This is a genomic window from Nostoc sphaeroides (assembly GCF_003443655.1).
Taxonomy (GTDB): domain Bacteria; phylum Cyanobacteriota; class Cyanobacteriia; order Cyanobacteriales; family Nostocaceae; genus Nostoc; species Nostoc sphaeroides.
The window spans coordinates 2,719,698-2,742,226 of sequence record NZ_CP031941.1 but is presented as its reverse complement, the minus strand read 5'-3'; the positions used below and the strand labels follow the sequence as shown (position 1 = coordinate 2,742,226).

General features: G+C 41.3%; 27 protein-coding genes. 18 read left to right on the top strand and 9 right to left on the bottom strand.

The window, feature by feature from the left end; translation table 11 throughout:
- Window positions 1-98 precede the first annotated feature (98 nt).
- The 5 genes from D1367_RS12165 to D1367_RS12145 all read left to right on the top strand — a co-directional run bounded on the left by D1367_RS12165 (window position 99) and on the right by D1367_RS12145 (window position 4,618).
- Window positions 99-965, top strand: coding sequence for a WCX domain-containing protein (locus D1367_RS12165; protein ID WP_118166686.1), 867 nt, complete (start codon window positions 99-101; stop codon window positions 963-965).
- A 4-nt stretch (window positions 966-969) separates the two neighbouring features.
- On the top strand, window positions 970-1,230 hold the full coding sequence (locus D1367_RS12160; protein WP_118166685.1) for a DUF4160 domain-containing protein: 261 nt from the start codon (window positions 970-972) through the stop codon (window positions 1,228-1,230).
- Between the two features lie 3 nt (window positions 1,231-1,233).
- Window positions 1,234-1,527 carry a DUF2442 domain-containing protein gene (locus D1367_RS12155; RefSeq protein WP_118166684.1) on the top strand — a complete coding sequence of 98 codons (294 nt, stop codon included), beginning with the start codon at window positions 1,234-1,236 and terminating at the stop codon, window positions 1,525-1,527.
- A gap of 707 nt (window positions 1,528-2,234) precedes the next feature.
- Window positions 2,235-3,476, top strand: a complete 1,242-nt coding sequence (locus D1367_RS12150) for an aminoglycoside phosphotransferase family protein (protein WP_118166683.1) — start codon at window positions 2,235-2,237, stop codon at window positions 3,474-3,476.
- 65 nt (window positions 3,477-3,541) lie between these two features.
- On the top strand, window positions 3,542-4,618 hold the full coding sequence (locus tag D1367_RS12145; RefSeq protein ID WP_118166682.1) for a T3SS effector HopA1 family protein: 1,077 nt from the start codon (window positions 3,542-3,544) through the stop codon (window positions 4,616-4,618).
- Here D1367_RS12145 and D1367_RS12140 read toward each other — a convergent pair.
- The 4 genes from D1367_RS12140 to D1367_RS12125 form a co-directional block, all read right to left on the bottom strand.
- Window positions 4,610-5,173, bottom strand: a complete 564-nt coding sequence (locus tag D1367_RS12140; protein ID WP_118166681.1) for a 3'-5' exonuclease — start codon at window positions 5,171-5,173, stop codon at window positions 4,610-4,612. The genes D1367_RS12145 and D1367_RS12140 overlap by 9 nt on opposite strands.
- A 47-nt stretch (window positions 5,174-5,220) precedes the next feature.
- A complete protein-coding gene (locus D1367_RS12135) occupies window positions 5,221-5,655 on the bottom strand; it encodes a hypothetical protein (protein WP_118171366.1) in 435 nt (144 codons plus the stop codon).
- Between the two features lie 101 nt (window positions 5,656-5,756).
- Window positions 5,757-7,019 carry a sensor histidine kinase gene (locus tag D1367_RS12130; RefSeq protein WP_118166680.1) on the bottom strand — a complete coding sequence of 421 codons (1,263 nt, stop codon included), beginning with the start codon at window positions 7,017-7,019 and terminating at the stop codon, window positions 5,757-5,759.
- 122 nt (window positions 7,020-7,141) lie between these two features.
- A complete protein-coding gene (locus D1367_RS12125) occupies window positions 7,142-9,082 on the bottom strand; it encodes an ATP-binding protein (RefSeq protein WP_118166679.1) in 1,941 nt (646 codons plus the stop codon).
- A 280-nt stretch (window positions 9,083-9,362) separates the two neighbouring features.
- Here D1367_RS12125 and petN point away from each other — a divergent pair, with 280 nt between their 5' ends.
- The 7 genes from petN (at window position 9,363) to D1367_RS32780 (ending at window position 13,927) form a co-directional block, all read left to right on the top strand.
- Window positions 9,363-9,452 carry a cytochrome b6-f complex subunit PetN gene (petN, locus tag D1367_RS12120; RefSeq protein WP_012408302.1) on the top strand — a complete coding sequence of 30 codons (90 nt, stop codon included), beginning with the start codon at window positions 9,363-9,365 and terminating at the stop codon, window positions 9,450-9,452.
- 7 nt (window positions 9,453-9,459) lie between these two features.
- Window positions 9,460-9,621: a hypothetical protein gene (locus tag D1367_RS30755; RefSeq protein ID WP_181985154.1), complete on the top strand. Its 162-nt coding sequence runs from the start codon at window positions 9,460-9,462 to the stop codon at window positions 9,619-9,621.
- A gap of 154 nt (window positions 9,622-9,775) precedes the next feature.
- Window positions 9,776-12,337 (top strand): GAF domain-containing sensor histidine kinase, encoded by a 2,562-nt coding sequence (locus D1367_RS12115; RefSeq protein ID WP_118166678.1) that lies wholly within the window; start codon window positions 9,776-9,778, stop codon window positions 12,335-12,337.
- A 111-nt stretch (window positions 12,338-12,448) separates the two neighbouring features.
- Window positions 12,449-12,727: a hypothetical protein gene (locus D1367_RS12110; protein ID WP_118166677.1), complete on the top strand. Its 279-nt coding sequence runs from the start codon at window positions 12,449-12,451 to the stop codon at window positions 12,725-12,727.
- A complete protein-coding gene (locus D1367_RS12105; protein ID WP_118166676.1) occupies window positions 12,724-13,173 on the top strand; it encodes a type II toxin-antitoxin system VapC family toxin in 450 nt (149 codons plus the stop codon). The genes D1367_RS12110 and D1367_RS12105 overlap by 4 nt, the downstream gene beginning before the upstream one ends.
- A gap of 257 nt (window positions 13,174-13,430) precedes the next feature.
- Window positions 13,431-13,658, top strand: coding sequence for a hypothetical protein (locus D1367_RS12100; protein ID WP_225892267.1), 228 nt, complete (start codon window positions 13,431-13,433; stop codon window positions 13,656-13,658).
- Window positions 13,655-13,927, top strand: coding sequence for a type II toxin-antitoxin system RelE family toxin (locus D1367_RS32780; protein ID WP_118166675.1), 273 nt, complete (start codon window positions 13,655-13,657; stop codon window positions 13,925-13,927). The genes D1367_RS12100 and D1367_RS32780 overlap by 4 nt, the downstream gene beginning before the upstream one ends.
- A gap of 154 nt (window positions 13,928-14,081) precedes the next feature.
- On the opposite strand, the gene D1367_RS12090 is transcribed toward D1367_RS32780, so the two are convergent.
- The 5 genes from D1367_RS12090 to D1367_RS12070 all read right to left on the bottom strand — a co-directional run bounded on the left by D1367_RS12090 (window position 14,082) and on the right by D1367_RS12070 (window position 18,116).
- Window positions 14,082-14,381: a type II toxin-antitoxin system RelE/ParE family toxin gene (locus D1367_RS12090; RefSeq protein ID WP_118166674.1), complete on the bottom strand. Its 300-nt coding sequence runs from the start codon at window positions 14,379-14,381 to the stop codon at window positions 14,082-14,084.
- Window positions 14,378-14,632, bottom strand: a complete 255-nt coding sequence (locus D1367_RS12085; protein ID WP_118166673.1) for a type II toxin-antitoxin system ParD family antitoxin — start codon at window positions 14,630-14,632, stop codon at window positions 14,378-14,380. Before D1367_RS12085 ends, D1367_RS12090 begins: the two co-directional genes overlap by 4 nt.
- 489 nt (window positions 14,633-15,121) lie before the next feature.
- Window positions 15,122-16,528, bottom strand: coding sequence for an NAD(P)(+) transhydrogenase (Re/Si-specific) subunit beta (locus tag D1367_RS12080; protein WP_118166672.1), 1,407 nt, complete (start codon window positions 16,526-16,528; stop codon window positions 15,122-15,124).
- Window positions 16,525-16,818: an NAD(P) transhydrogenase subunit alpha part 2 gene (locus tag D1367_RS12075; RefSeq protein ID WP_012408294.1), complete on the bottom strand. Its 294-nt coding sequence runs from the start codon at window positions 16,816-16,818 to the stop codon at window positions 16,525-16,527. The genes D1367_RS12080 and D1367_RS12075 overlap by 4 nt, the downstream gene beginning before the upstream one ends.
- 125 nt (window positions 16,819-16,943) lie before the next feature.
- Window positions 16,944-18,116 carry a Re/Si-specific NAD(P)(+) transhydrogenase subunit alpha gene (locus tag D1367_RS12070; protein ID WP_118166671.1) on the bottom strand — a complete coding sequence of 391 codons (1,173 nt, stop codon included), beginning with the start codon at window positions 18,114-18,116 and terminating at the stop codon, window positions 16,944-16,946.
- A 762-nt stretch (window positions 18,117-18,878) separates the two neighbouring features.
- Between D1367_RS12070 and D1367_RS12065 the strand changes: the two genes are divergently transcribed.
- The 6 genes from D1367_RS12065 (at window position 18,879) to D1367_RS12040 (ending at window position 22,461) form a co-directional block, all read left to right on the top strand.
- Window positions 18,879-19,391, top strand: coding sequence for a DUF2808 domain-containing protein (locus tag D1367_RS12065; RefSeq protein WP_118166670.1), 513 nt, complete (start codon window positions 18,879-18,881; stop codon window positions 19,389-19,391).
- 183 nt (window positions 19,392-19,574) lie between these two features.
- The gene (rpmH, locus tag D1367_RS12060; RefSeq protein WP_099102484.1) at window positions 19,575-19,709 is read left to right on the top strand and encodes a 50S ribosomal protein L34; all 135 of its coding nucleotides are present in this window, start codon (window positions 19,575-19,577) and stop codon (window positions 19,707-19,709) included.
- A 25-nt stretch (window positions 19,710-19,734) separates the two neighbouring features.
- Window positions 19,735-20,157, top strand: a complete 423-nt coding sequence (gene rnpA / locus D1367_RS12055; protein WP_118166669.1) for a ribonuclease P protein component — start codon at window positions 19,735-19,737, stop codon at window positions 20,155-20,157.
- Window positions 20,144-20,536 (top strand): PH domain-containing protein, encoded by a 393-nt coding sequence (locus tag D1367_RS12050; protein WP_118166668.1) that lies wholly within the window; start codon window positions 20,144-20,146, stop codon window positions 20,534-20,536. The genes rnpA and D1367_RS12050 overlap by 14 nt, the downstream gene beginning before the upstream one ends.
- A 246-nt stretch (window positions 20,537-20,782) precedes the next feature.
- Window positions 20,783-21,934 carry a membrane protein insertase YidC gene (gene yidC / locus D1367_RS12045; protein WP_118166667.1) on the top strand — a complete coding sequence of 384 codons (1,152 nt, stop codon included), beginning with the start codon at window positions 20,783-20,785 and terminating at the stop codon, window positions 21,932-21,934.
- On the top strand, window positions 21,931-22,461 hold the full coding sequence (locus D1367_RS12040) for a Jag family protein (protein ID WP_118166666.1): 531 nt from the start codon (window positions 21,931-21,933) through the stop codon (window positions 22,459-22,461). Before yidC ends, D1367_RS12040 begins: the two co-directional genes overlap by 4 nt.
- The last annotated feature ends 68 nt before the right edge of the window (window positions 22,462-22,529 follow it).

Here is a 22,529-nt window from a genome sequence, read left to right as displayed (position 1 = left end):
ACTTAAATAGTGTCCGTAACTGGTTGTTAAAAACTATATTGACACGCAAAATAGAAGTTGACAAGAGAAAATATGTACAAAGTATACGGACATTTTTAATGAGTCGAAAAGGTCAATCTATTACACTGTCGATATCAGAATATGATAAAGCCGAGCTAGAAGCGATCGCTTTAGAATTCGGTATGATGTGGGGCGATCGCCCAAATATCTCTAAACTGATAGAAGCGATCGCTCAACGTAAGTTACTCATCGGTAACAATAACGATTGGAAAGAACCACGCATCAGGGCATTACATAGATGTATCAATGCGTTGACAGACATCGGGCAAATTGAACAAGCCCAAATCATTGCAAACTTACTTCTCGAACGCAGCGAATTATCATTACCGTTGCGAGGCGAAATCGAACGTTTCTTAGAGAATTTGCCCCCACCTTGGCGCTTAGAAATAGACCGTTACATCTTGCGCGAACAACCTTTTCAGCTTTCCTATCAAGATGCAGCAGAGCGTGTGTTTAATTTTACCGTTCGCTATGCCAAAATTACACCCCACGAAAAGCGGGTATATCTTGATTGCTGGTGCGAAGAGACAGAAGGAAATTTTGATGTCCCAGAACTGGTTCACAACTGGAGTTTACGATTAGACAGGATTACAGAAGCTGCTATTATGCCAATTTCTGGTGAGTGGCATACCAATTTGGCTGAGATAGAAGTGGAAATGCATCTATTTGCTGGTTTGGCTTTTGCCTATCAAGGTAAACAAGAAGACAATATTAATGAATGGCTACCAGATAAACCACGAGTTCGGCGAGTTGTTAGGCGAGTATCTAGTACATTTTGGTTTAGCCGCGAAGTGATGCAATATGCGCCAGATTGTGTAGTGATATTACCAGAGAATGTGCGCGATCGCCTCAAACAAAAACTCCTCACCCTCTGCAATTTATACGACATCGAAACCAGGGAATGAAAGAATGCCAGAAATTAGCCGCTTTTTTGGAATTATCATCACGATGTACTATAACGACCATCCACCGCCACACTTTCACGTTCGCTACAATAAACAAAAAGCCATAGTCAGCATCCAAACCTTAGAAATTTTAGAAGGAGAACTGACTGCCAGACTCTTTAAACTGGTAACAGAATGGGCAACTTTGCATCAAGGTGAACTGATGGAAAACTGGGAACTCGCTAGAGACAATCAAACCTTACAGAAAATCTCCCCATTAGAGTAAATCATGCTCAAAGATATCATTGCAGTTGAACCAAGAGAAAACTATCAGCTTCACATCCGTTTTGAAGATGACGTTGAAGGAGTAATTGATATTAGTAAAATCGTTAAATTTACAGGTGTATTTGCGCCTCTGCAAGATAAAGAATACTTTGCTACAGTGTGCGTCAACCCTGAATACGGAACAATTCAATGGGAATCGGGAGCCGACTTAGACCCAGATGTTATTTATGCTTTGATTACAAAACAACCGATTTCACAATATCAACTAAGTGCTGTTTTAGCTAATTCTGCTGATTGAAATTACAAAACCCTTAGTTGGATTTACTTTGGTAGACAATATGCCTACCAAACTTCATTATCAGCCTGATTCAAATCATAGATATTGCTTTCTTTCCCTCTCCGACTCGGAGAGGGACGGTTTTACATAGTAAAACCTTTCTTAGAGGTCTTATCACCCTTGACAAAAGTACACTTCCATAAGATGCACTCATGTAGCCGTTATCTGCGATCGCCTATAGCCATTTACAATACGTAAGTAAGACAAATGACGTAATAACAAGGTTTCCAGACATCAGTTCTGAAAATTAAAGAAAAAAATAATTACTAATTGCTTAAAAATTCCGGTTTATTTTGCTTTGGGGTGATAAATAAAAATAATAGCGTTGAATGCCATGCTCCCTACCACGAAGGATTACTGAAATTCTTCGCTGCTTTCAGGATGACTACTGAACATCAAACAACATCTGCCCCCTGCCTCTTATCAAAAGGCCATACCACAAAACTTGCTCTAGATGTATCTAAGTAACTATGCTGATCAAGTGTAAAGATGCCACGGTATCTAGGAGAGGATTCTAAAGCAATTGTAAAAGACTTGGTGCCATTTTGGCAGGTTTTTCTCCCAAATATGGGATATTAGTAGATTGTACAAATCTCTATTGTTATTCACTATCTACCGACAACTGCTAAGTACAAGTTTAAGTAATTTAATGAAGTAGGAAATAATACATGGTATTATCACTGTCTTCTCATAACGTTATCCAGTATCTGCAAGAAGCGGGGCTGTGTAGCTCAGAAGATGACGCATCAGATAAATCTGAGTTGCCAGGAAGTAGTAAGAACAATTTCGAGTTACTAGTGACTCTAGCAGATAATCGTCAACTGCTCATTAAACAAGAACGTAACGTTAACAACAAAGACGCCGCGCCTCATGAATTGTTTCAGGAGTGGCTATTTCATCAGTTGCTCCAGCAGTTTCCAGTTCTCGGCAATATTTCCGCGATCGCACCATTGGTAGTCCATTTTGACGAAGAAAATTCTATCCTCGTCCGCAACTACTTAGGTGATTATCTGGATCTGGCGACATTCTACCACAACAATGATATTTTTCCACAAGAAATTGCCACTGCGATCGGCACTACTTTAGCGGGACTCCATCGCGCAACTTATAACCGCCGAGAATATAAGGATTTTATGGCAACTGCTCCCCAAGGAGAGTTTCGCTATGGCTTTTACAATCCGGCGCAAGGGGTAGAGTCGATTGGGCCGGAGATTTTTGGGACGGTTCCCACGGATGCGCTGAAATTTTATCTACTATACCAGCAGTCTGAGAGTTTAGAATCTGCGATCGCAGATTTGGCATACGACTGGAATCCTTGCTGCTTGACTCACAACGACCTGAAATTGAACAACATTTTGGTTCATTCCAGATGGGAGAAACTAGACAATTGCCTAGTAAGACTAATTAATTGGGATGCTTGTTCTTGGGGAGATCCAGCTTTTGATTTAGGTACTTTACTAGCAAGCTATTTAGGAATTTGGCTCAAGAGTCTCGTAGTAGATCCCACCATTGAGTTAGAAGAATCTCTACATCTGGCATTGACACCGTTGGAGAGTTTACAACCTTCAATTATTGCCCTAATTAGGGCTTATCTAAATGCTTTCCCGATGATTTTAGAATACCGCAGTGACTTTATTATGCGAGTGATGCAGTTTGCGGGGCTAGCACTGATTCATCAAATTCAGGATATGATTACCTGCCGAAAATCCTTTAATAATTCTGACATCTGTATGCTCCAAGTGGCTAAAAGTTTACTCACTATGCCGCAGCAAGCTGTATTGACAATTTTTGGGATTTCAGAGTCAGAAATTCTTAATCCTGTGGGAAAAGTTCATAAACTTCCTCAACCTGTAAAAGAGCCACAGTTACTTCGTCTTTATTACGAAAAAACTCGGCTTCGCGGTTGTTAATGGCAGGGAGCAGAACAATTTAAAGAAGAATTCAGTAGTCAGAATAGTTAAAACATCATGGATTAATGCTAAATTACTCTATCAATCAACCGCTAAATTCTCTATTCGACATTGCTAAGAATATTCAGATTGAGTCAAAGTTTTGTATTTATCATCCCAATTATCAACCCTTTGCTCTGCCGACTAAAATAGCCGACAGATTTCAGCACAATTCTGTAGATTTACAACATAAATATCTCACTCTATTGCTGCGAAACTTTCTTTATGGGATCTATTACAATGGCTCTCTACAAAGTACTTTAGCAGTCAATACTGATCCGCCAAAGCAGAATTTAGTAGATAATTCCATTTTGGAAATTGATTGGGACTTTTACGAGCAATTACACGCTAGTAATCACGGCATAGGTTACTTTGACCCCCGATGGCAGGTGTTGCGTAAAGAACCTGATGGTACTATGGCGGTGACTAAAGGCGGTTTAACACTTTATGTTGAGCCAGACTGCCATCTAAAATCCAGCAATAAATCTACCAAAGTGGGTGACATGGTAGCAATCTGGATGCCCAAAAATCGACTACAAAATGGCTGTTACTTGGCAGTTAGTAATGTGGGACAGGAACGGCAAAGTAACCCCGATGCTGATTTGGGAGCAGGGCGAATTTACTTTAACTTTACGCCATCTGGTGCGATCGCTCTCATGGAAAGTCTGACACTGCAATTGAATGCAGCCTCGATTCCCTTTAGCTTTCAGGTTCTTCACAATCCCTGTGGATATGGACGCTATGATTCGGGGCTACTTTACTTTGAACTCCCCGACTATCCAGCAATTCGCACAATCCTTCAGGCTGTTTATTTAGAAAATCAATCCTATTTCCAGCCGGAAATTCCCTTGTTTACAAAATTTTTAGCACCAGGGTTAGGTTTAGCCGAAGAACCAACCCAAAAATTTGCAGCACAAGAAACTTTTGGAATGAACCGTTGCCAAATTGTCGCTAATGCTTTATTTGAAGCTTGGCAAAAAGGTAAAAATGCGGTGGAAGAACGGATGAGGACAATTGACGAACACTTTGCACGCCATACAATCGACTTGGAGCGTCCTTATCTTAATCCTAATTCTCAAGATATTTATGTCCCTTTAAATTGAGTAGCATTTTTTAATCTGTCTGTAGATAGATGCAATGTTGCGGGCATCATCAATACCACGATGGTGTGTACCTTTTAATTCTATCCCCAACTGATTGAGAGCCTGTGCCATGCCAAATTTTTTAGACACACCAAGATATTCTGAAAATTCCTCTTTGATATTGATGTGTTCGGAACTAAAAGGATAAGGGAAATTATGAAACGCGCAATCTTGAATAAATTGCTTTTTATCGTAATTGCCCCAAGAACAAAAAATATGATTGGGAAATGAATAAATCCATTCTTGGAAGCGAGAAATTGCCTCTAGAAATTTTGGCGCTTCGTCAACATCTTGCTGCTGAATACTAGTCAATTCGGTGCAAAAACCTGTCAGTTGCGGATGTCTCACAGGTTGAATGAATTGCTGAAACTCGGAATCAATTTCCCAGGTTGTTCGATTGAGCATCACTGCACCAATTTCAATAATTTCCATTTCATGGCGGGGAATAATCCCACTGTCAGAGCATGTAGCCTCCAGATCGACTATCAGATAATAGTGGGATATTTTAATTTCCATATTAAATACTAGTAATAAATTATACTTTTTTTAGCGATATAGGGAATTTAGATTGATGAAAAAGGTTTAACCCAACGAAGTTGAATAGCGACATTAAGAGCGATCGCACCTAACCCAAACCAGAACACACTTTCTCCCGCCAACACCAAAAAAGGCCAAATTGTGCTACGAGAATTCCAGCCAAGTTCTATCTGAGTTAATCCCCGCACTAAGCCAAAGGCCAGCACACCACCGGCTTTGAGTTGGGGATTTTGATCTGAGCGGATGATATAGCGGTAGGTGACACCAAATAGGAAACCAGTAAAAGTTGCGATCGCACCACTCTCCCACAAGTGCCAGTCAAGATCATTTTGCAGACATGCGAGTATCTGAAAATACTTTGCCAGTACGAAAGTATTCAACAGAATAGAAAGAGCAAAAGCAAAACACACAGATAAACCCCCAATTATTCCAGCCTTCAGGGATTCTATGCGTTCTGCCATCAGTTGGGGATCTATTGCGTTCACTCTATATTATTGGGATTTTCCTTACTCTTCAGTATGATAAATGCTAGAGCAGCTTTGTAATTAATTAAATCCTGCTCTCATGTAGGAATTTTGATGATAAACTCGGTTCCCACACCTGGTTGAGAGGTCACATCTAATACACCTTTGTGTTTCTCTACAACTATTTGATATGCGATCGACAAGCCAAGTCCAGTGCCTTTACCAACTGTTTTTGTGGTAAACAACGGCTCAAACAATTGTTTTTTAAGCCGTTCAGGAATACCAATTCCATTGTCAGCAATCCGAATTACAACCAATTTTTCAGAATCTATTTGTGTAGCAATTTTAATCTGAGGAATTAAATTACTTATTTTGCCATGCATTATAGCTTCATCAAGGGCATCAATTGCATTTGCCAGAATGTTCATAAATACTTGATTCATCTGCCCTAGATAGCAGTTTACCTCTGGTAATATTCCATAACTTTTAATAATTTCAATGGCTGGACGTTCGCCATTAGCCTTGAGGCGGTGTTGCAAAATCATTAGTGTACTATCTAAACCTTGGTGCAAATCAGCAGATATTTTGGTATCACTATCCGAGCGAGAGAAGTTGCGGAGTGAATTAGAAAGGTTTTGAATTCGTTCACTTCCTACTTCGAGTGAGTTCACAATTTTTACCATATCTTCGAGAACGAAATTCAGATCCAAGTCCTTAATAGCAGTGGTGATTTTGGCTGTTGGGTTTGGATACTCTTGTTCATACAGTATAAGCAACTTGGACACTCCTGCAATGTATTCTTCTAAGGGTGGAATATTGCTAGAAATAAAGTTGATGGGGTTATTGATTTCATGGCCAATACCAGCAATTAATTCTCCGAGTGTTGATAGTTTTTCTTGCTGCACTAGTTGGACTTGAGCTTGTTGCAAAGCCTTGGTGCGATCGCTAACTTGTTGTTCCAAAGATTCAGTCAATTGTTTGAGTTGTAAATGTACCCGCACTCTAGCAATGACTTCCTCTTGTGCAAACGGTTTAGGGATATAATCTACTGCACCAAGGGAAAATCCCTTCGTTTTGCTTTCCGTATCTGCTAAGGCAGTGGTGAAAATAATCGGAATGTTTTGGGTAACAGGATTGGCTTTGAGACGGCGACAAGTTTCAAAACCGTCAATACCGGGCATTTGGACATCCAGTAAAATCAACTCTGGTTGATTGCGTTCAGCTAGAGCGATCGCACTTTCTCCATCGACTGCAACACGGAAACGAAAACCCTCACTATTGAGCGCTTCACACAGGACAGATAAATTTGTCGGATTATCATCCACAATCAAAATAAATCCGTTATTTGTAGTTTTACCCATGATGAATTTTAAATTAAAATTGAACTCAAATTAATTGATATATTCTTGAATAAAATAATTCAGGAATAATAGTCAGAATGGGCTAAACGCCCCACTATCGCTAACAGAATAGAATTAGATAGTTATTCACTTACTAACTTACTCAAGCTTAAGCTTGCAGGTTGTCTTATTCCTTCTGACTCTTGAATACTTACAATAAAACTTTCCAAACGTTTGAGTTGGAAATTACTAGCAAGCTGGACGAGTTGCTGGGCAAAAACGCTTAACTGCTCATCAGATGCAGCAAGTTCCTCTGCCAGTTCCAAGATTTTTTGAATATCGCCGTCTTGTGTCAGATCGAGTAACTCTTGTAAAACCTCTTTGGCAGGAGGAATCATATCATTTGGTTGAGCCAAACTACCTGTATGTTTTTTTTTGATTGCGTCTACCTTAACGTCAAAAATCCATTCCAGTTGCAAAAATTGTCGTAGTATTTCCAGCAGCGTTTCAGCTTCTACAGGCTTTGGTAAAAATGCATCTGCACCTACATCAATACTCTTGTGCTGGTCGATTGCAAATACGCTGGCTGAGGAAGCGATAACAGCAATCTTTTTAAATGGCCCAGACTGGCGCAAACGTTCGATAAACTCAAATCCATTCAATACAGGCATCACTAGGTCAGTGATAATCATGTCTGGTTTGTAGACTAGAGCCTGTTCCCATGCTTCCTCACCCTGACTAGCTTCTACAACAGTAAACCCAACAGGCTCTAGTAAATTTACAATTACTGATCGGTTTTCCCATTTGTCATCTGCAATCAAAATGGTGCGCTTTTCTCCTTGATAACCAATAATGGTTCCCTGCTCAACCACTCTAGAAACCTTTGCCCAGTCTTTAGATTCTGGCAATTTTGCCTCAAACCAAAAAGTGCTACCTTTGCCTAAGGTACTTTGCACCTGAATTTGACTACCCATCAACAAAACAATTTTTTGACTAATTGCTAATCCCAAACCTGTACCTTCAGATTGTCGTTTCTGATTTCCCACTTGCTCAAAGGGCTGAAAGATTTTCTCGGCTTGTTCAGGGATTATACCCGTGCCGGTATCTATTACCTGAAAGCGAATTTTGTAGTCAGTTTTTCCATTGGCGTTTGATTCTTTACCAATGACCTGAACTTTGAAGGTGACACTACCTTGATTAGTAAATTTGATCGCATTACTAAGCAAGTTAATTAGTACTTGCCGCAAGCGTTTTTCATCAGCATGAATGCCCGTTGGCAAATCAGGATCGAGTTCGACGTGAAATGCGATGACCTTTTGTTCTGCCCGGATGCGGCAAATTTCAGTCACGCTATCTATAAATGCAGGCAAGTAGAAATCTACAGGATACAATTCTAGTTTTCTGGCTTCTATTTTCGAGAGATCCAGGACATCATTAATTAGGGTTAAAAGATGAGAACCACATTGATAAATAATGCTAATTCCTTTGCGTCCTTTCTCACTTAAAGATTCTGTGCGTTGGAGAATTTGTGTATACCCCAGAATACCGTTAAGAGGTGTGCGTAGCTCATGACTCATGTTGGCGAGAAATTCACTCTTGGCTTGGCTGGAGTTTTGAGCCACTTCTTCTGCAAAGCGTAGTTCTTTCTCGATGCGCTTACGCTCTACAATTTCAGTTGAAAGCGCTCGATTGATAACTTCTAACTGGGCTGGGCTAGGTAGTGTGAGAGCTTGAGGGATGAGATAAAATAACGCAAATGCCGTATATATCGAAATAATGGCAGTTAAAGCTTTTAAAGCACCTGCAATCCAATAGTCTGGATACCAAAGCGTCCAAATATCCATCAAGTGTCCAGTACCGCAGGCAATGATAAAAGCACCAAATAACAAAAAGACTCCATTGAAAGGAACGTCTTTGCGCTTGGAAATAAAGTAAATCAGTAGGAAGGGAATGGAATAATAGGCCAGAGCGATCGTGGCATCAGAAATAACGTGGAGCCAAACTAATCCAGTTTTCCAGAGATAACAATGTCCGTGGGGAACAAAACCGTTAGACTGGAAAGGATAATTTAAAAATGTCGGCATGATACTAGGGTTTGCTGGATTGGAAATATATACGCATAAACCTAGTATTCCCAAACTATCAAGTAGGAAAGCGCGATCGCTAATTTTTTACATTTGTCTTTATTAATGCCTAAAGTACCAGCGTACCAAGAAAAAATGGTGTATCGTTTGAGTAAGCATAGCCCGTCGTAGACATCGCCCGCAAAACTTGCAACTGGAGTTTATAAAAAAAATCTCAGCCTGCCCAATCCCTGTATGATAAATATTAGAAACCTTTTGTAATTATTTGAAAAGCGGGACTATGGAGATTTTGACACTAGGTTGGGTATCACTGTTAGTTGTGTTCACTTGGTCAATTGCAATGGTAGTTTGGGGACGTAACGGACTGTAGAGGCATTGTGGAAAGTCCATTTTTGAGTATTTTAACTTTAGTAGCCGTAGTGCTACTCGTAGTAGTCACAGGTGGTATTGGTTATTTGACCGTGGCAGATTGGCGCGATCGCCGTCGCCGAGATGATGACAAACGCACCAGCCGCAGCGCCACTCCCAAGCGGCGATAATTTTCTCGTGGTTGAAGAATCTTTTTGTAGGGACACGATATTATCGTGTCCCTACACTATTTTTGATGGCATTCCCAGAAAAGAACTGTTACCTTTGCGATCGCAACGGGAATCATGAGATAGAAGACTTTCAATATTTAAAGTCCCACTGGGAATGGAAAACTCCTCTACTGCTCAACCCATAGAACCAAATTCACAACAGCAAGAAGCTCATTCAGATGTGACATCCACCTTACGTCAGAATGAGCAACAAAAAGCCTTGTCTGGAGTTATTGCCCGCATCCGCGAGTCTCTAGATATAGAAACCATCTTCAAAATTACAGTCACTGAAGTCCGCCAGCTTCTGAAAAGCGATCGGGTTGCCGTGTTTCGTTTCTATCCTGATTTGGCATGGGAAGGGGAATTTATCTATGAAGATGTGGCAACAGAATGGGAATCGGCACTAGCAGCCAAACTGCGCGACCACTGCTTTGCTGAAGATTTTGCAGGATTATATCAGCAAGGTCGGATTAAAGCAATAGCTGATATTTATCAAGTTAATGCTAGTGATTGCTATATTCAGATTTTAGAAAGATTTCAGGTACGTGCCAATATAACTGCCCCCTTAATCAAAGGTAAAGATTTATGGGGATTGCTGTGTATCCATCAATGTAGTAGCCCTCGGCAATGGGAAGCATCAGAAATTGAGTTTGTGCAATTAATCGCCGAACATCTGGGAGTTGCTTTACAGCAGGCAGATTATCTAGAACAAGTCAAACTACAATCAGCAGAACTAGCACAAGCAAAAGCCAGAGAAAAAGCAGCCCAATGGCAAAGAACCATAGCCATAACCATTGAGAAAATTCGTCAGTCTCTAGACTTGGAAAACATTTTCCAGACAACCACCGGCGAACTTAGGCAACTGCTAAATGCTGATCGCGTGGCTATTTATCGCTTCAATGCCGATTGGAGTGGTGAATTCGTGTTTGAATCAGTGGCAGAGGGTTGGATTTCCCTCATCCATGAACAGTTGCAACGGCCGGAATTGAAAGATAACGTCAGCGAATGTAGCGCCAAAGATTTAGCTAAACCTCCAGTTGCTGACACCTACTTACAAGATACCGAAGGTGGTAGCTTTAGCAGATGTGAAGTGTATCGTGTTTGTAATGATATTTACAATTCAGGCTTTAGCAACTGCTACATTAAAATCTTAGAGATATATCAAGCCAGAGCTTATGCGATCGTTGCTATTTACCACGGTCAGAGGCTCTGGGGCTTGCTAGCAGTGTACCAAAATGCCAAAAGCCGTGATTGGCAAAAAGATGAGGTTTACTTGCTTACCCAAGTTGGCACACAACTAGGTGTAGCTTTGCAGCAAGCGGAATTTATCCAACAAATGCAAACCCAAGCAGCAGAGATCAGCAAAGCTGCTCAAAGACAAAGGGCCTTAGCGAACACCGTAGAAAAAATTCGTCAGTCTCTTGATATTGAAGCCATCTTTAAAACCACAACTCAAGAAGTCTGTCGGTTATTACAAGTAGAACGAGTAGCAATTTATCGCTTCTATCCTGATTGGAGTGGCGAATTTGTCGCTGATTCTATTGTTGATGGCTGGACACCAATGGTTAAGTCGCAGCCCGTGACAGAAGGCGTTTTTGTACAAGGAAAGCAACCGGGTAAGTATCCACGGAATGAAGCTTTTGTCCCAATTTCGCAGGGCGATAAGTTGTGGGGATTGCTAGTAGCTTATCAAAATTCCCAGCCTCGTTATTGGCAAGATGAGGAAATCAACTTATTGGCACAAGTTGGCGCTCAATTGGGGGTAGGACTTCAACAAGCGGAATTACTTAAACAGACTCAACGTCAAAAAGAAGAACTTACCCAGACTCTTAAAGAATTACAGTACACTCAGAGCCAGTTAATTCAAAGTGAGAAAATGGCAGGTTTAGGCCAGTTAGTTGCTGGTGTAGCACATGAAATTAACAACCCGATTAATTTCATTTACGGCAACATCACCTATGTTACCGAACATACCGAAAATTTATTTAAATTACTGCGTCTTTATCAGAAACAGTCTCCTAAAGCAACAGGAGAAATTCAAAACCAAGTAGCAGCATTGGATTTAGATTTCATTAGTGATGACTTGCCTAAAATTCTGAATTCAATAAAGATGGGGGCAGAGCGAATCTCTCAACTCGTCTTGTCATTACGAATTTTTTCTCGACTTGACGAAGCAGGAATAAAGTCCGTTGATCTTCATGAAGGCATTGACAGTACTTTGTTGATTTTACAACATCGACTGCAACCAGAGGCTAATTCTTTGGCTATTGAGGTAGTTAAACAATATGGTGAATTGCCTCCAGTCGTCTGCTATGCAGCCCAGATGAATCAGGTGTTTATGAATATTCTCAACAATGCGATTGATGCATTAGAAAACTCACAAAAAGCTGCAAAAATAATTGACAATCCTAAAATTTGGATTCGTACAGAAGTGATATCCGGGGATACTATTCTGATTTGCATTGCTGACAATGGTTGTGGAATTCCAGAGATTAAGCGATCGCGCATTTTTGAACCTTTTTTTACTACCAAACAACCTGGACAAGGTACTGGCTTAGGGTTATCTATTAGTTACCAAATTATTGTGGAAAAACACGGCGGTAATATCAAGTGTGTTTCTGAACCTGGCAAAGGCTGTGAGTTCTGGATAGAAATCCCGATAAAACGGACAATTTAGGGGTTAGCGATGCCTGCGCTAGCTTTTTCTAAATAAAACTACGCATATCTTTACGCTTTTGCTATTATCCAGATGAAGACTTCTACAACTCAGGGAATTAGGAGGCAACAAATGACTATACAGCTACAATTGAAACCAGAAATAGAGGCTCGTCTCATTGCTGAAGCTGCTGCACAAGGTTTATCGGTAGAAGTTTATCTTGCATCTCTGATTGAAAATAGTTTAACGAGCCATAAAGAAAGTTTTTTTTATCAAGTATCAACTCAGGAAGAATGGGAAGCTATATTAACAGATTTAATAAATAGTCCTGCTTTTTCTTTAGCGCCAGCACTTTCAGATGCAGCGATTAGTCGAGAGAGTATTTACACCAGAGAAGATGAAATGTTATGAGCTATTTGGTGGATACTAATATTTTGCTGCGTTTGGTGCAGAAAAATAGCTCAATGCACTTTGATACTCAAAGAGCCATCTTGATGCTCAAGAGACAAGGAGAATTATTATATATAATTCCACAGAATCTCATTGAGTTTTGGGCTGTTGCTACAAGACCAATTAATAGTAATGGTTTAGGTTTATCCACGGCTCAAGCAGTAGAAGAAACTGATAAACTTAAGAAGATATTTATATTACACCTTGATATACCTGCTATTTTTAGTGAATGGGAATCTCTAATTGTTAAATACCAAGTCATGGGAAAAAAGGTGCATGATGCACGTTTAGTTGCGGCGATGATAACACACCAGATTACACATCTACTTACATTTAATATTGATGACTTTAAACGTTTTTCTGAAATTGTAGTTGTTGATCCGCGCAGTGTTACACCGCAGTCTTAATTATATTGCCAGAGCGATCGCTCTTTTTAAAGAACCACAGAGGCACAGAGGAAGGGAGTGATCGCACGCTGAAGATTTTGCAAGCAATCGCTCTTTTTAACGAACCACAGAGGCGCAGAGAACATGGAGTAAGGAGAGAACAGGCGATCTTTGGGAGTTTTAGATATCGCTTTTTTCTTTCGCCCAAAATCGCAGGGAAGCGATCGCCTACTCCAAATCTTCTATACTTGTACTATGTAAAGGTAATCAAATTCTCTATGATTACAAACACTAATACCCAAATGAAAACCAATCAATACCCATTTGCTCAAGAATTAATTACAGATACTCAAGGTAACATTCGTAAAGTAATTATCGATTTTCAAGACTATTTACGCTTATTAGAAGCGATTGAAGATGAAGGATTGATATTAGCAATCAAGGAAGTACAACAAGAAACCCCATTAAATATTAATGAAGCATTAGCCGAATTAGAAAGAGAGTGAATACCCAGTATCTATCCAGTTTTATTAAATATTTAAAAGCGCTCAAAAGTACACCTTACTATGAGACGATTAAAGTATTTGCTTTTGAAGAAATACCACAAATAGCTAACTTTGAAGAAATTACTAATATCAAAAAGCTTCAAGGATATGATGATATTTATCGGATTCGTATAGGTGATTATCGGATCGGGATTATATTTGACGGTGAAACAGTAATATTTCAGCGCGTGTTACATCGCAAAGATATTTATCGCTATTTTCCAAAGTAAGTCAAATTAGTTATTTTGTAGAATTGTGCGATCGCACACTGGAGATTTTGCAGGCGATCGCTCTTTTTAACGAACCACAGAGATGCAGAGGACACAGAGGGAAGAAGAGGGGCGATCGCGTTTGTTATGAAAGTACAATTAGGCTATGGCTATATCACTCTAATTCTAAAAATAGTGACTCCAAATCTCTATATCCACTCATGACACGGGTAATATCAATTCCATCTTCTCTGGGATAGTATAAGATGATATATTCTTCAATGTTAAATCCCCGTAGATTGGGAGATAATTGCTCATAACTCTTCCCCATGTTGGGAAATCCAGCAACTAATTTGCATTTCTGGCGAATTGCATCAAAAAGTTTACTAGCAGCACTGGGACTATTCTGAGCAATATACTCACAAATAGTATTTAAATCTTTGACTGCTTCATCAGAAAAAGAGTAGTTACTCATTTTTGAGACTCAGCAATTTTATTGATTTTTTCTTGTAATTGAGCAAATACTATCTCACCATCTGTAACCTCTCCTCTTGCAATTTGTTCCTTTCCAATCACTATTTTTCCCCGAAGTTCTTCCAAACGTTGTTCTCGTGCTTGTAGCAATTTCAATGCTTCGTTCATCAATTCTTCTGCATTAGCATATCTCCCAGTTTGAATTTGGGATTGAATAAACTGCTCATGCTCAGGTTTAAGGGAAATATTCATGAGAAATAACTCTACTAAATTTACTATATTCAAATTTTATCGCTAATTGACTTGATGAACGAATACGGCTCAGTTTTCAACTGAAAGATTAATGCGATCGCGTTTCAAGAAAAAGCAAGCGATCGCACACTGGAGATTTTGCAGGCGATCGCTCTTTTTAACGAACCTTATTAGGCGAAGAGAACACAGAGTCAGAAGAGAGCGATGCTCTAAATATAAACCAAGCCAGTCAGCACTTGAGTCTAGATGGAAGCAATTTTTAAACCGTCTTAACGAAGATGATTAAAATTGAAAGTTTAATTAAAAAGTTTACCTTAAAATTTTTAAATTCCAAAAGTAAGTCAACTCTCTTAAATTTTTTCTCTTCTTTGCGCCTTCGCGTGAAATAATCTTAAAAAAACTTGCCTCAGAAGCATTACACCCCCAAGGCAAGCTAAGTCTCTAAATTCTTTACTTTGCGCCCTTTGCGCCCTTTGCGGTTCGTTTCTCTTAAAGCTGCTTCACTTCCGAAACCAACTTCGCCACCATATCCTTAGCACTACCAAAAAGCATCGTAGTTTTATCCTTGTAGAACAACTCATTATCTACACCGGCAAAACCCGTACTCATCCCGCGCTTAATTACAATCGTCTGCTTCGCCCGATCTACTTCCAAAATCGGCATACCATAAATCGGACTATTTGTATCACTCCGCGCCGCCGGATTTACCACGTCATTTGCCCCAATTACTAAAGCCACATCCGCTTGATCAAACTGGGGATTAATATCATCCATGTCATACAACTGCGTATAAGGCACATTTGCCTCCGCCAGCAACACATTCATGTGCCCCGGCATTCTCCCAGCAACGGGGTGAATAGCATACTTGACATCAACGCCCATTTTTTCTAACTGATCTGACAATTCCCGGACGCTATGTTGCGCTTGGGCAACTGCCATACCATAACCAGGTACAATTACCACAGAACGGGCATAACCCAACATCATCGCCCCTTCTTCAGGATCAATGCTGCGAACAGTTTGATCAGTTGCACCACCACTAGCAGCAGCACCACCAGAACTAGAACCTGTACCAAAAGCGCTGAACAGCACACTAAATAAGGAGCGGTTCATCGCCTTACACATAATCTCAGTAAGGATTAAGCCAGATGCTCCCACTAAAGCACCAGCGATGATTAACATATTGTTCATCACCACGAACCCAGCAGCCGCCGCCGCCACACCTGACAAGGAGTTCAACAGCGAGATTACTACTGGCATATCGCCGCCACCAATGGGGATGACGAACATCACGCCCAATACTAATGAAACGCCAACCACTCCCAAGAATATGGGTAAGCTATCTGGTGTGATGATTAAATAGGCACTACCTACGATATAAGCACCCAGAAGCAAGAGGTTAAATGGTTGCTGGAATGGAAACGTAATCGGAGAACCGCTAATTAAACCTTGCAATTTCGCAAAGGCTAAAAAACTACCCGTGAAGGTAACACCACCGATTAACACGTCCAATAGCATGGAAATGTTTACATCAAGGGGTATCGGCTGAGAACTATCTAATAACCGCCAGAATTCGGCAACGGCTACTAGCGCCGAAGCTGCACCACCCAAACCGTTGAGTAAACCCACCATTTGGGGCATTTCGGTCATTTGGACTTTGTAGGCTACGATCGCACCAATTCCCGATCCAATCGCCAAGCCCAACAATATCATCTCGTAATTCAACACATGCTGATCGAGCATTGTCGCCACAATTGCCAGTAGCATCCCCACAGCCGCAACGAGATTACCGTTTCTCGCTGTAGCAGGCGATCCCAGCTTTTTCAAGCCCAGAATGAATAACGATGCAGCGACTAAGTACGTCAGCTGAATGCCAGTTGGTAAAAAGTCGCTCACGCTTTAATCTCCTTCTTCTTGAACATTTGCAACATTCTGTCAGTCACTAAAAAACCGCCTACAACGTTGATTGTCGCCAGTACCACAGCAATCAAACCGAGAATTACTGACACACTCGTATCTCTCGCACCAGCAGCAACTATTGCTCCAAGTACCGCAATCCCAGAAATCGCGTTTGAGCCTGACATTAACGGTGTGTGTAGAGTCGGTGGGATTTTGTTGATGACTTCAAAGCCGATAAAAGATGCCAAAACAAATACAAACAAAGCAGCAAGTAATGCCTCTGTCATGAAATCAAAACTCCTTTAATTAATTGGGCATTAGGCATTGGGCATTGGGCATTGGGCATTGGGGAAAGAATTCTTATAACTCCTAACTCCTAACTCCTAACTCTTAACTCCCCATTCCCCGTTCCCTAATTAACCGCCGGTTGTTGAGTATTCAAAGCTTGTAGCGCATCCCGCACTCGTTGATTGCGAATTTCACCTGCGTGGGTAACGCAAGCTGCATCAACGATGTCGTCGCCAAAGTCCACCTGCAAAGCTTTGTCTTTAATTAGCAATTGCATCAACGATGTTACGTTCTTGGCATACAATTGGCTGGCGTGAATTGGCATCGACGATGGGAGATTGATGGGGCCGATAATTGTTACACCGTTCCAGACAATATCTTTGCCGGGTTCGGTGCAAGCGCAGTTACCACCTTGTTCAGCAGCCAAATCCACAATCACGGAACCTGGTTTCATTTGTGCCACCATTTCTTCTGTAACTAGCCGTGGTGCTTGTCTCCCAGGAACTTGGGCTGTAGTAATAACTACATCAGAATTTTTGACGTGTTCGGCGACAACTTCTTGGGTGCGTTGTTTGCTAGCCTCAGAAATTTCCTTAGCGTAACCACCAGCAGCAACGGTTTCTTCTTCTAATTTGACTTCAACGAATTTTGCCCCTAAGCTTTGCACTTCTTCTTTGACGGCGGGACGGATATCAAAGGCTTCTACCACTGCTCCCAAACGTCTGGCGGTGGCGATCGCTTGCAATCCCGCTACACCAGCACCCATAATAAATACTTTCGCTGGAGCGATCGTCCCTGCGGCTGTGGTTAACATTGGGAAATATTTCGGTAATGCAGCTGCGGCAATTAATACAGCCTTGTAACCTGCTAATGAAGCTTGCGAGGACAAAGCATCCATACTTTGCGCCCTGGTAGTACGGGGGATCATTTCCATACTCAAGGCTGTGATTTTCCGATTTGCTAGTTGCTGTGCTACAACAGGATTTCCCAAGGGATTGAGGAAACTGAGTAAAACAGCCCCTTCCTTTAGCAAATCAATTTCTGAGCGTCCATCTTCTCGTTCTTGCGGTGGGCTAACTTTCAACAGAATATCTGTTTCGCCCCATAATTTGGCAGTATCGCTGATTATTGTGGCTCCTGCGGCTTCATAGTCAGAATCGCCAAAAAATGATCGTTCTCCTGCACCTGTTTCTACCCAAACTTCCAAACCTTGTTTTACCAATCGGGTAACGGTGTCAGGAATTAATGCCACACGACGTTCACAAACTTCAATTTCTTTAGCAACTGCTATTCTCATGAAATCTCCTGAAGATAAATACCTAATTTCTGCCAAGTAAGCGATTGTCTAGATGAGGCGTGTCCCGCACTCATAGTACTTAGGCAGCAACATCAGCCATGAATTTTACTTGTAGATTGAACAAAAGAAACTTTCCTCTCCCACTCTTAGCTATCCAGGCAAAGCCTGACTTTGCCGCTCGCAGATGTCATATTTTTAGATAGTTGCAAACAGGGTTACGTATTGCACATCCTAAATTGATTCCCAAATTTTGCATCTTTATCTTCAGCTTATTTTCGGGATTGAGAAATTTTGGTATTCCTTTCTTATAGAGTAATATTGACCAAATTTTGAAAGCTTTATAATTTCCCAATCAAATTTTAATGATTACGACTTCGATTCCAACTTATTTTAATCAATTTAGCCCAATTTAACTGGCGATCGCTGATGGCACACCTCAATTTTTATAACAAAATTCTCAAATTTAGATACACTTATACATATTTAGAAACACAATCCAATCCCCACTGTGTTTATATTGAGTTACAAATTTGACCAACCTAGTCATCAAATCAGCACTCTGTAAGGGTAATGAAGTAAATCGAGTATATGGTAAATTTATAACTAAGTAATTTTGCTGCCACTCAAAGCTCAGTGAGGATGGCACTTATTTTTGTGATGGAACGTCAATTGTCAGGAAGTCAGTAGTAAAGTTTAGTAACGAATACTAACACACAGTTATTTTAGATAACAGATTTATATTTTGGTAGAGGAAGCCTGATTATGCGACGTTTACTTTCTGCTTTAGCCGTGACTAGCTTTTTGGTTACTGGATTACCAGCCTTGACTTGGGCACAAAGTTTACCTGGATTTACCCTATTTAGCGGCGTCAAACAAGAAAATCAGCTGCCCTTTAGGTTAGATTTTGGTGGACAAGCCAATGGGTGGGATCGATATATATTAAGGATTCCAGCCCAAAAAATGAAATTGGCTGTTGGTCAATTTGCCATTACCTACCCTGATTATTACAAAGGAACTTTCGACCCGAAAAAAATTGAAGTCCGAGTCAAAGGCAAAGCAGTTCCGCTTTCTGAGGTGAAGTGGGACAAAGAAGGTAAGCTGATTAATATTTTTCCCCAAGAGCCAGTACCAGCAGGTAGTGGAGTTGAGGTAGTTTTATCTAACGTGAAAAACCCAGCCTTCGGCGGAGTTTACTATTTTCGCTGTCAAGTCCTCTCCCCTGGTGATGTGCCACTATTGCGCTACATGGGAACATGGATTTTGAGCATCAATTAACTTTGGGGAGTGGGGAGTGGGGAGTGGGGAGTGGGGAGTTAGGAGTTATGAGTTATGAGTTATGAGTTATGAGTTAGGAGTTTTATCTCCCTCCTGCCTCAATGCCCCATTCCCTATTCCCTAATAAAGTAATACAATTAGAGATTGTGAGTTTTTATAAAAATCACCTAAGAGGAGAAGAGTATGAAAAGAACACTGGGCGGTACTAGCCGTAAGAGAAAAAGAACCTCTGGTTTCCGTGCCAGAATGCGGACACCAGATGGCAGAAACGTGATTAGCGCTAGGAGAAAAAAAGGGCGCCACCGTTTGAGCGTTTAGGGAATATTAAGCTAAAAGAACATCTGTGGCTTTGCCTAAAGCAAATCGGCTAAAATCCCGCAAGGATTTCCAGGCAGTTTTCCGGGAAGGAATTCGGCGTAATGGCTCTTATTTAACATTGAGAGCCTTAAAGCCGTTATGTTCAACAAAACCTTCTTTGTCCACTACCACCCAGACAACACAAGCAACTGATTCAGTACATCTTGCCAGCACGCGGATTGGCATTTCCATCAGCACAAAAGTCAGCAAAAGGGCAGTGGTTCGCAACCGAATTAAACGGCAAATTGCTTCTGCTTTATATAGCTTGCTGCCCAAATTATCACCAGGATGGCGGCTAGTGTTCATTGTCAAACCCACAACAGCAGAATCTAAGTGCGTAAGCCCACAATTTCTGCAAGAATTAGAGCAGTTGTTGGCACAAGCTGAGGTGTTCGATGGGAATTCGTGAAGATGTTTATTATGAAGGCGGCCCCCATATTGGGGATTTAATTGTCAACCTGTTGATTGGGCTAACCATTGTCGGGATACCATTAACAGTTGGGGCAATTGTCAGAGCATTGTGGCTGCGTTTCCGCATCACCGATCGCCGGATTACCGTGACGGGAGGTTGGCAGGGACGCGATCGCACTGACATAATCTACTCAGAAATTGTCAAAGTCGTCACAGTCCCCCGTGGCATTGGCTTGTGGGGAGATATGGTACTAACCCTAAAAAACGGCAGTCGTCTCGAATTACGGGCAATTCCTAAGTTTCGGGAAGTTTATGACTACATCAACGAAAGAATTGCTGCGAAAAATCCTGAATATAGCGCCGCTGCTAACAAGTGATGGGAGTAGGGAGTAGGCTTGCCGTGAGCGTAGCCGAACGGGAGTAGGGAATACAAAATTTACTCAGAATAAAATCCAAAGTTAAGAACTTCCCACTTACCAAAAACTACATACTACTCCCAATTCCCCATTCCCCACTCCCTTTTTTGGGATGTGCGGCTATCCGTAGCGAAGGGAAGTCGCACATAATTTATGATTTAGATAAATTAGATTCAGTTTACAGTACCTCAGGTTGAATTCAGAATAATGGATTTTGGTATCGGCTTTCTCTCGAACAACGTGATGCTGCCAATCATAGATTTCTTCTATGGTATTGTGCCTAGCTACGGATTGGCGATCGTTGCTTTGACCCTGATAGTCCGCTTCGCGCTCTATCCCCTGAGTGCTGGCTCAATTCGTAACATGCGGAAAATGCGAATTGTACAACCTCTGATGCAGAAGCGGATGGCAGCAATCAAAGAGCGCTATAAGGATGAACCGCAAAAGCAGCAGGAGGAAATGGTCAATGTTCAAAAAGAATTTGGCAACCCCTTGGCAGGGTGTTTTCCATTACTAGTGCAAATGCCGGTTTTATTAGCGCTGTTTGCCACTTTGCGGGGTTCGCCTTTTGCAAGTGCTAACTACAGCGTTAACCTGCAAATCCTTCCCGCAGAACAAATCGAACAAATTCAACCCCAAGCCTTTGCCACTGCTCCTCAAAATATTTACGTTGCTGATGGAGAACACGTTAAAGTAGCTGCCATCCTTCCTAGTGGTAACAAACTAGCGGTGGGAGAACAAACTAAGATCCAATATCAGACCATTGAGGGCAAACCATTTCAAGTACTCTTAGCAGAACACCCAGAAAATAAGCTCATTCCTGATTGGAAAATTACCAAAGGTGAAGATAGGATAAAAATTGATGCCCAAGGCAATGTAGAAGCATTGCAGCCCGGAGAAGTCACTATTCAAGGGACAATTCCTGGACTAGCAGCAGACAAAGGCTTTCTATTTATTGATGCCTTAGGCAGGGTTGGTGCAACTGATCCAGATGGCACAATCCACTGGGATATCGTCGCCATGATCGTCTCCTTTGGAATCAGCCTTTATGTTAGCCAAATGCTTTCTGGGCAAAATTCCAGTGGTGGCAATCCGCAGCAAGATACAGTTAACAAAATCACTCCAGTTATTTTTTCTGGGATGTTTTTGTTCTTCCCCTTACCAGCCGGGGTGCTGATGTATATGGTGATTGGTAACATTTTCCAAACTGCACAAACTTATCTTCTCTCCCGCGAACCTCTACCAGAAGAACTGCAAAAAATCGTAGAAACCCAGGAGAAAGAAGCAGTAGTCGCAGAACAAAAGGCATTGCCATTTGAACCAAAAAGTGCTAAGAAAAAGGCGACAGGGGGATCATGAGCAATATTCCCATGCAGCGAGGTCAGCAGTGGTTAAAATCCCTGCTGGAACTCACTGGGATACCTGCTGAGATTCAGGGTCATTTAGAAGCTGCCCAATCTCAAGAGGGCGATTCCCCAGAACCAGATAACTACTGGTTAACAATTGACCAAACTAATTTGACGACAGAACAAATACAGGTCTTAATTGGTGCTGATGGTTCTGTGTTAGATGCAATTCAGTATCTAGCAAATTCGGTTTTAAACCTAAGCCAACCCCCGGAAGACCAAGCCTCTTACACCATTGAGTTAAATGGCTACCGGGTTAAAAGAGAAGCCGAAATTCGCGCACTAGCAGAAGCAGCAGCCGATGAAGTGCGCTTTTCTGGTAGAGAAGTGGAAATCAAATCCCTCAGTTCTGCTGAACGGCGGCAAATCCATACCTTCTTGAAGGAATTTGGAGATTTAGAAACCTTCAGTCGCGGTAAAGAGCCGCATCGTCATCTGGTTGTCCGTCCAGCTTCGTTGGAAGAAGAGAGACGCGATTAATCGCGTCTGTACAAGGGTTAATTGAAAGCTCAATATAATTTCAAAATTTCTCTTGTTCCTAAAAGCTA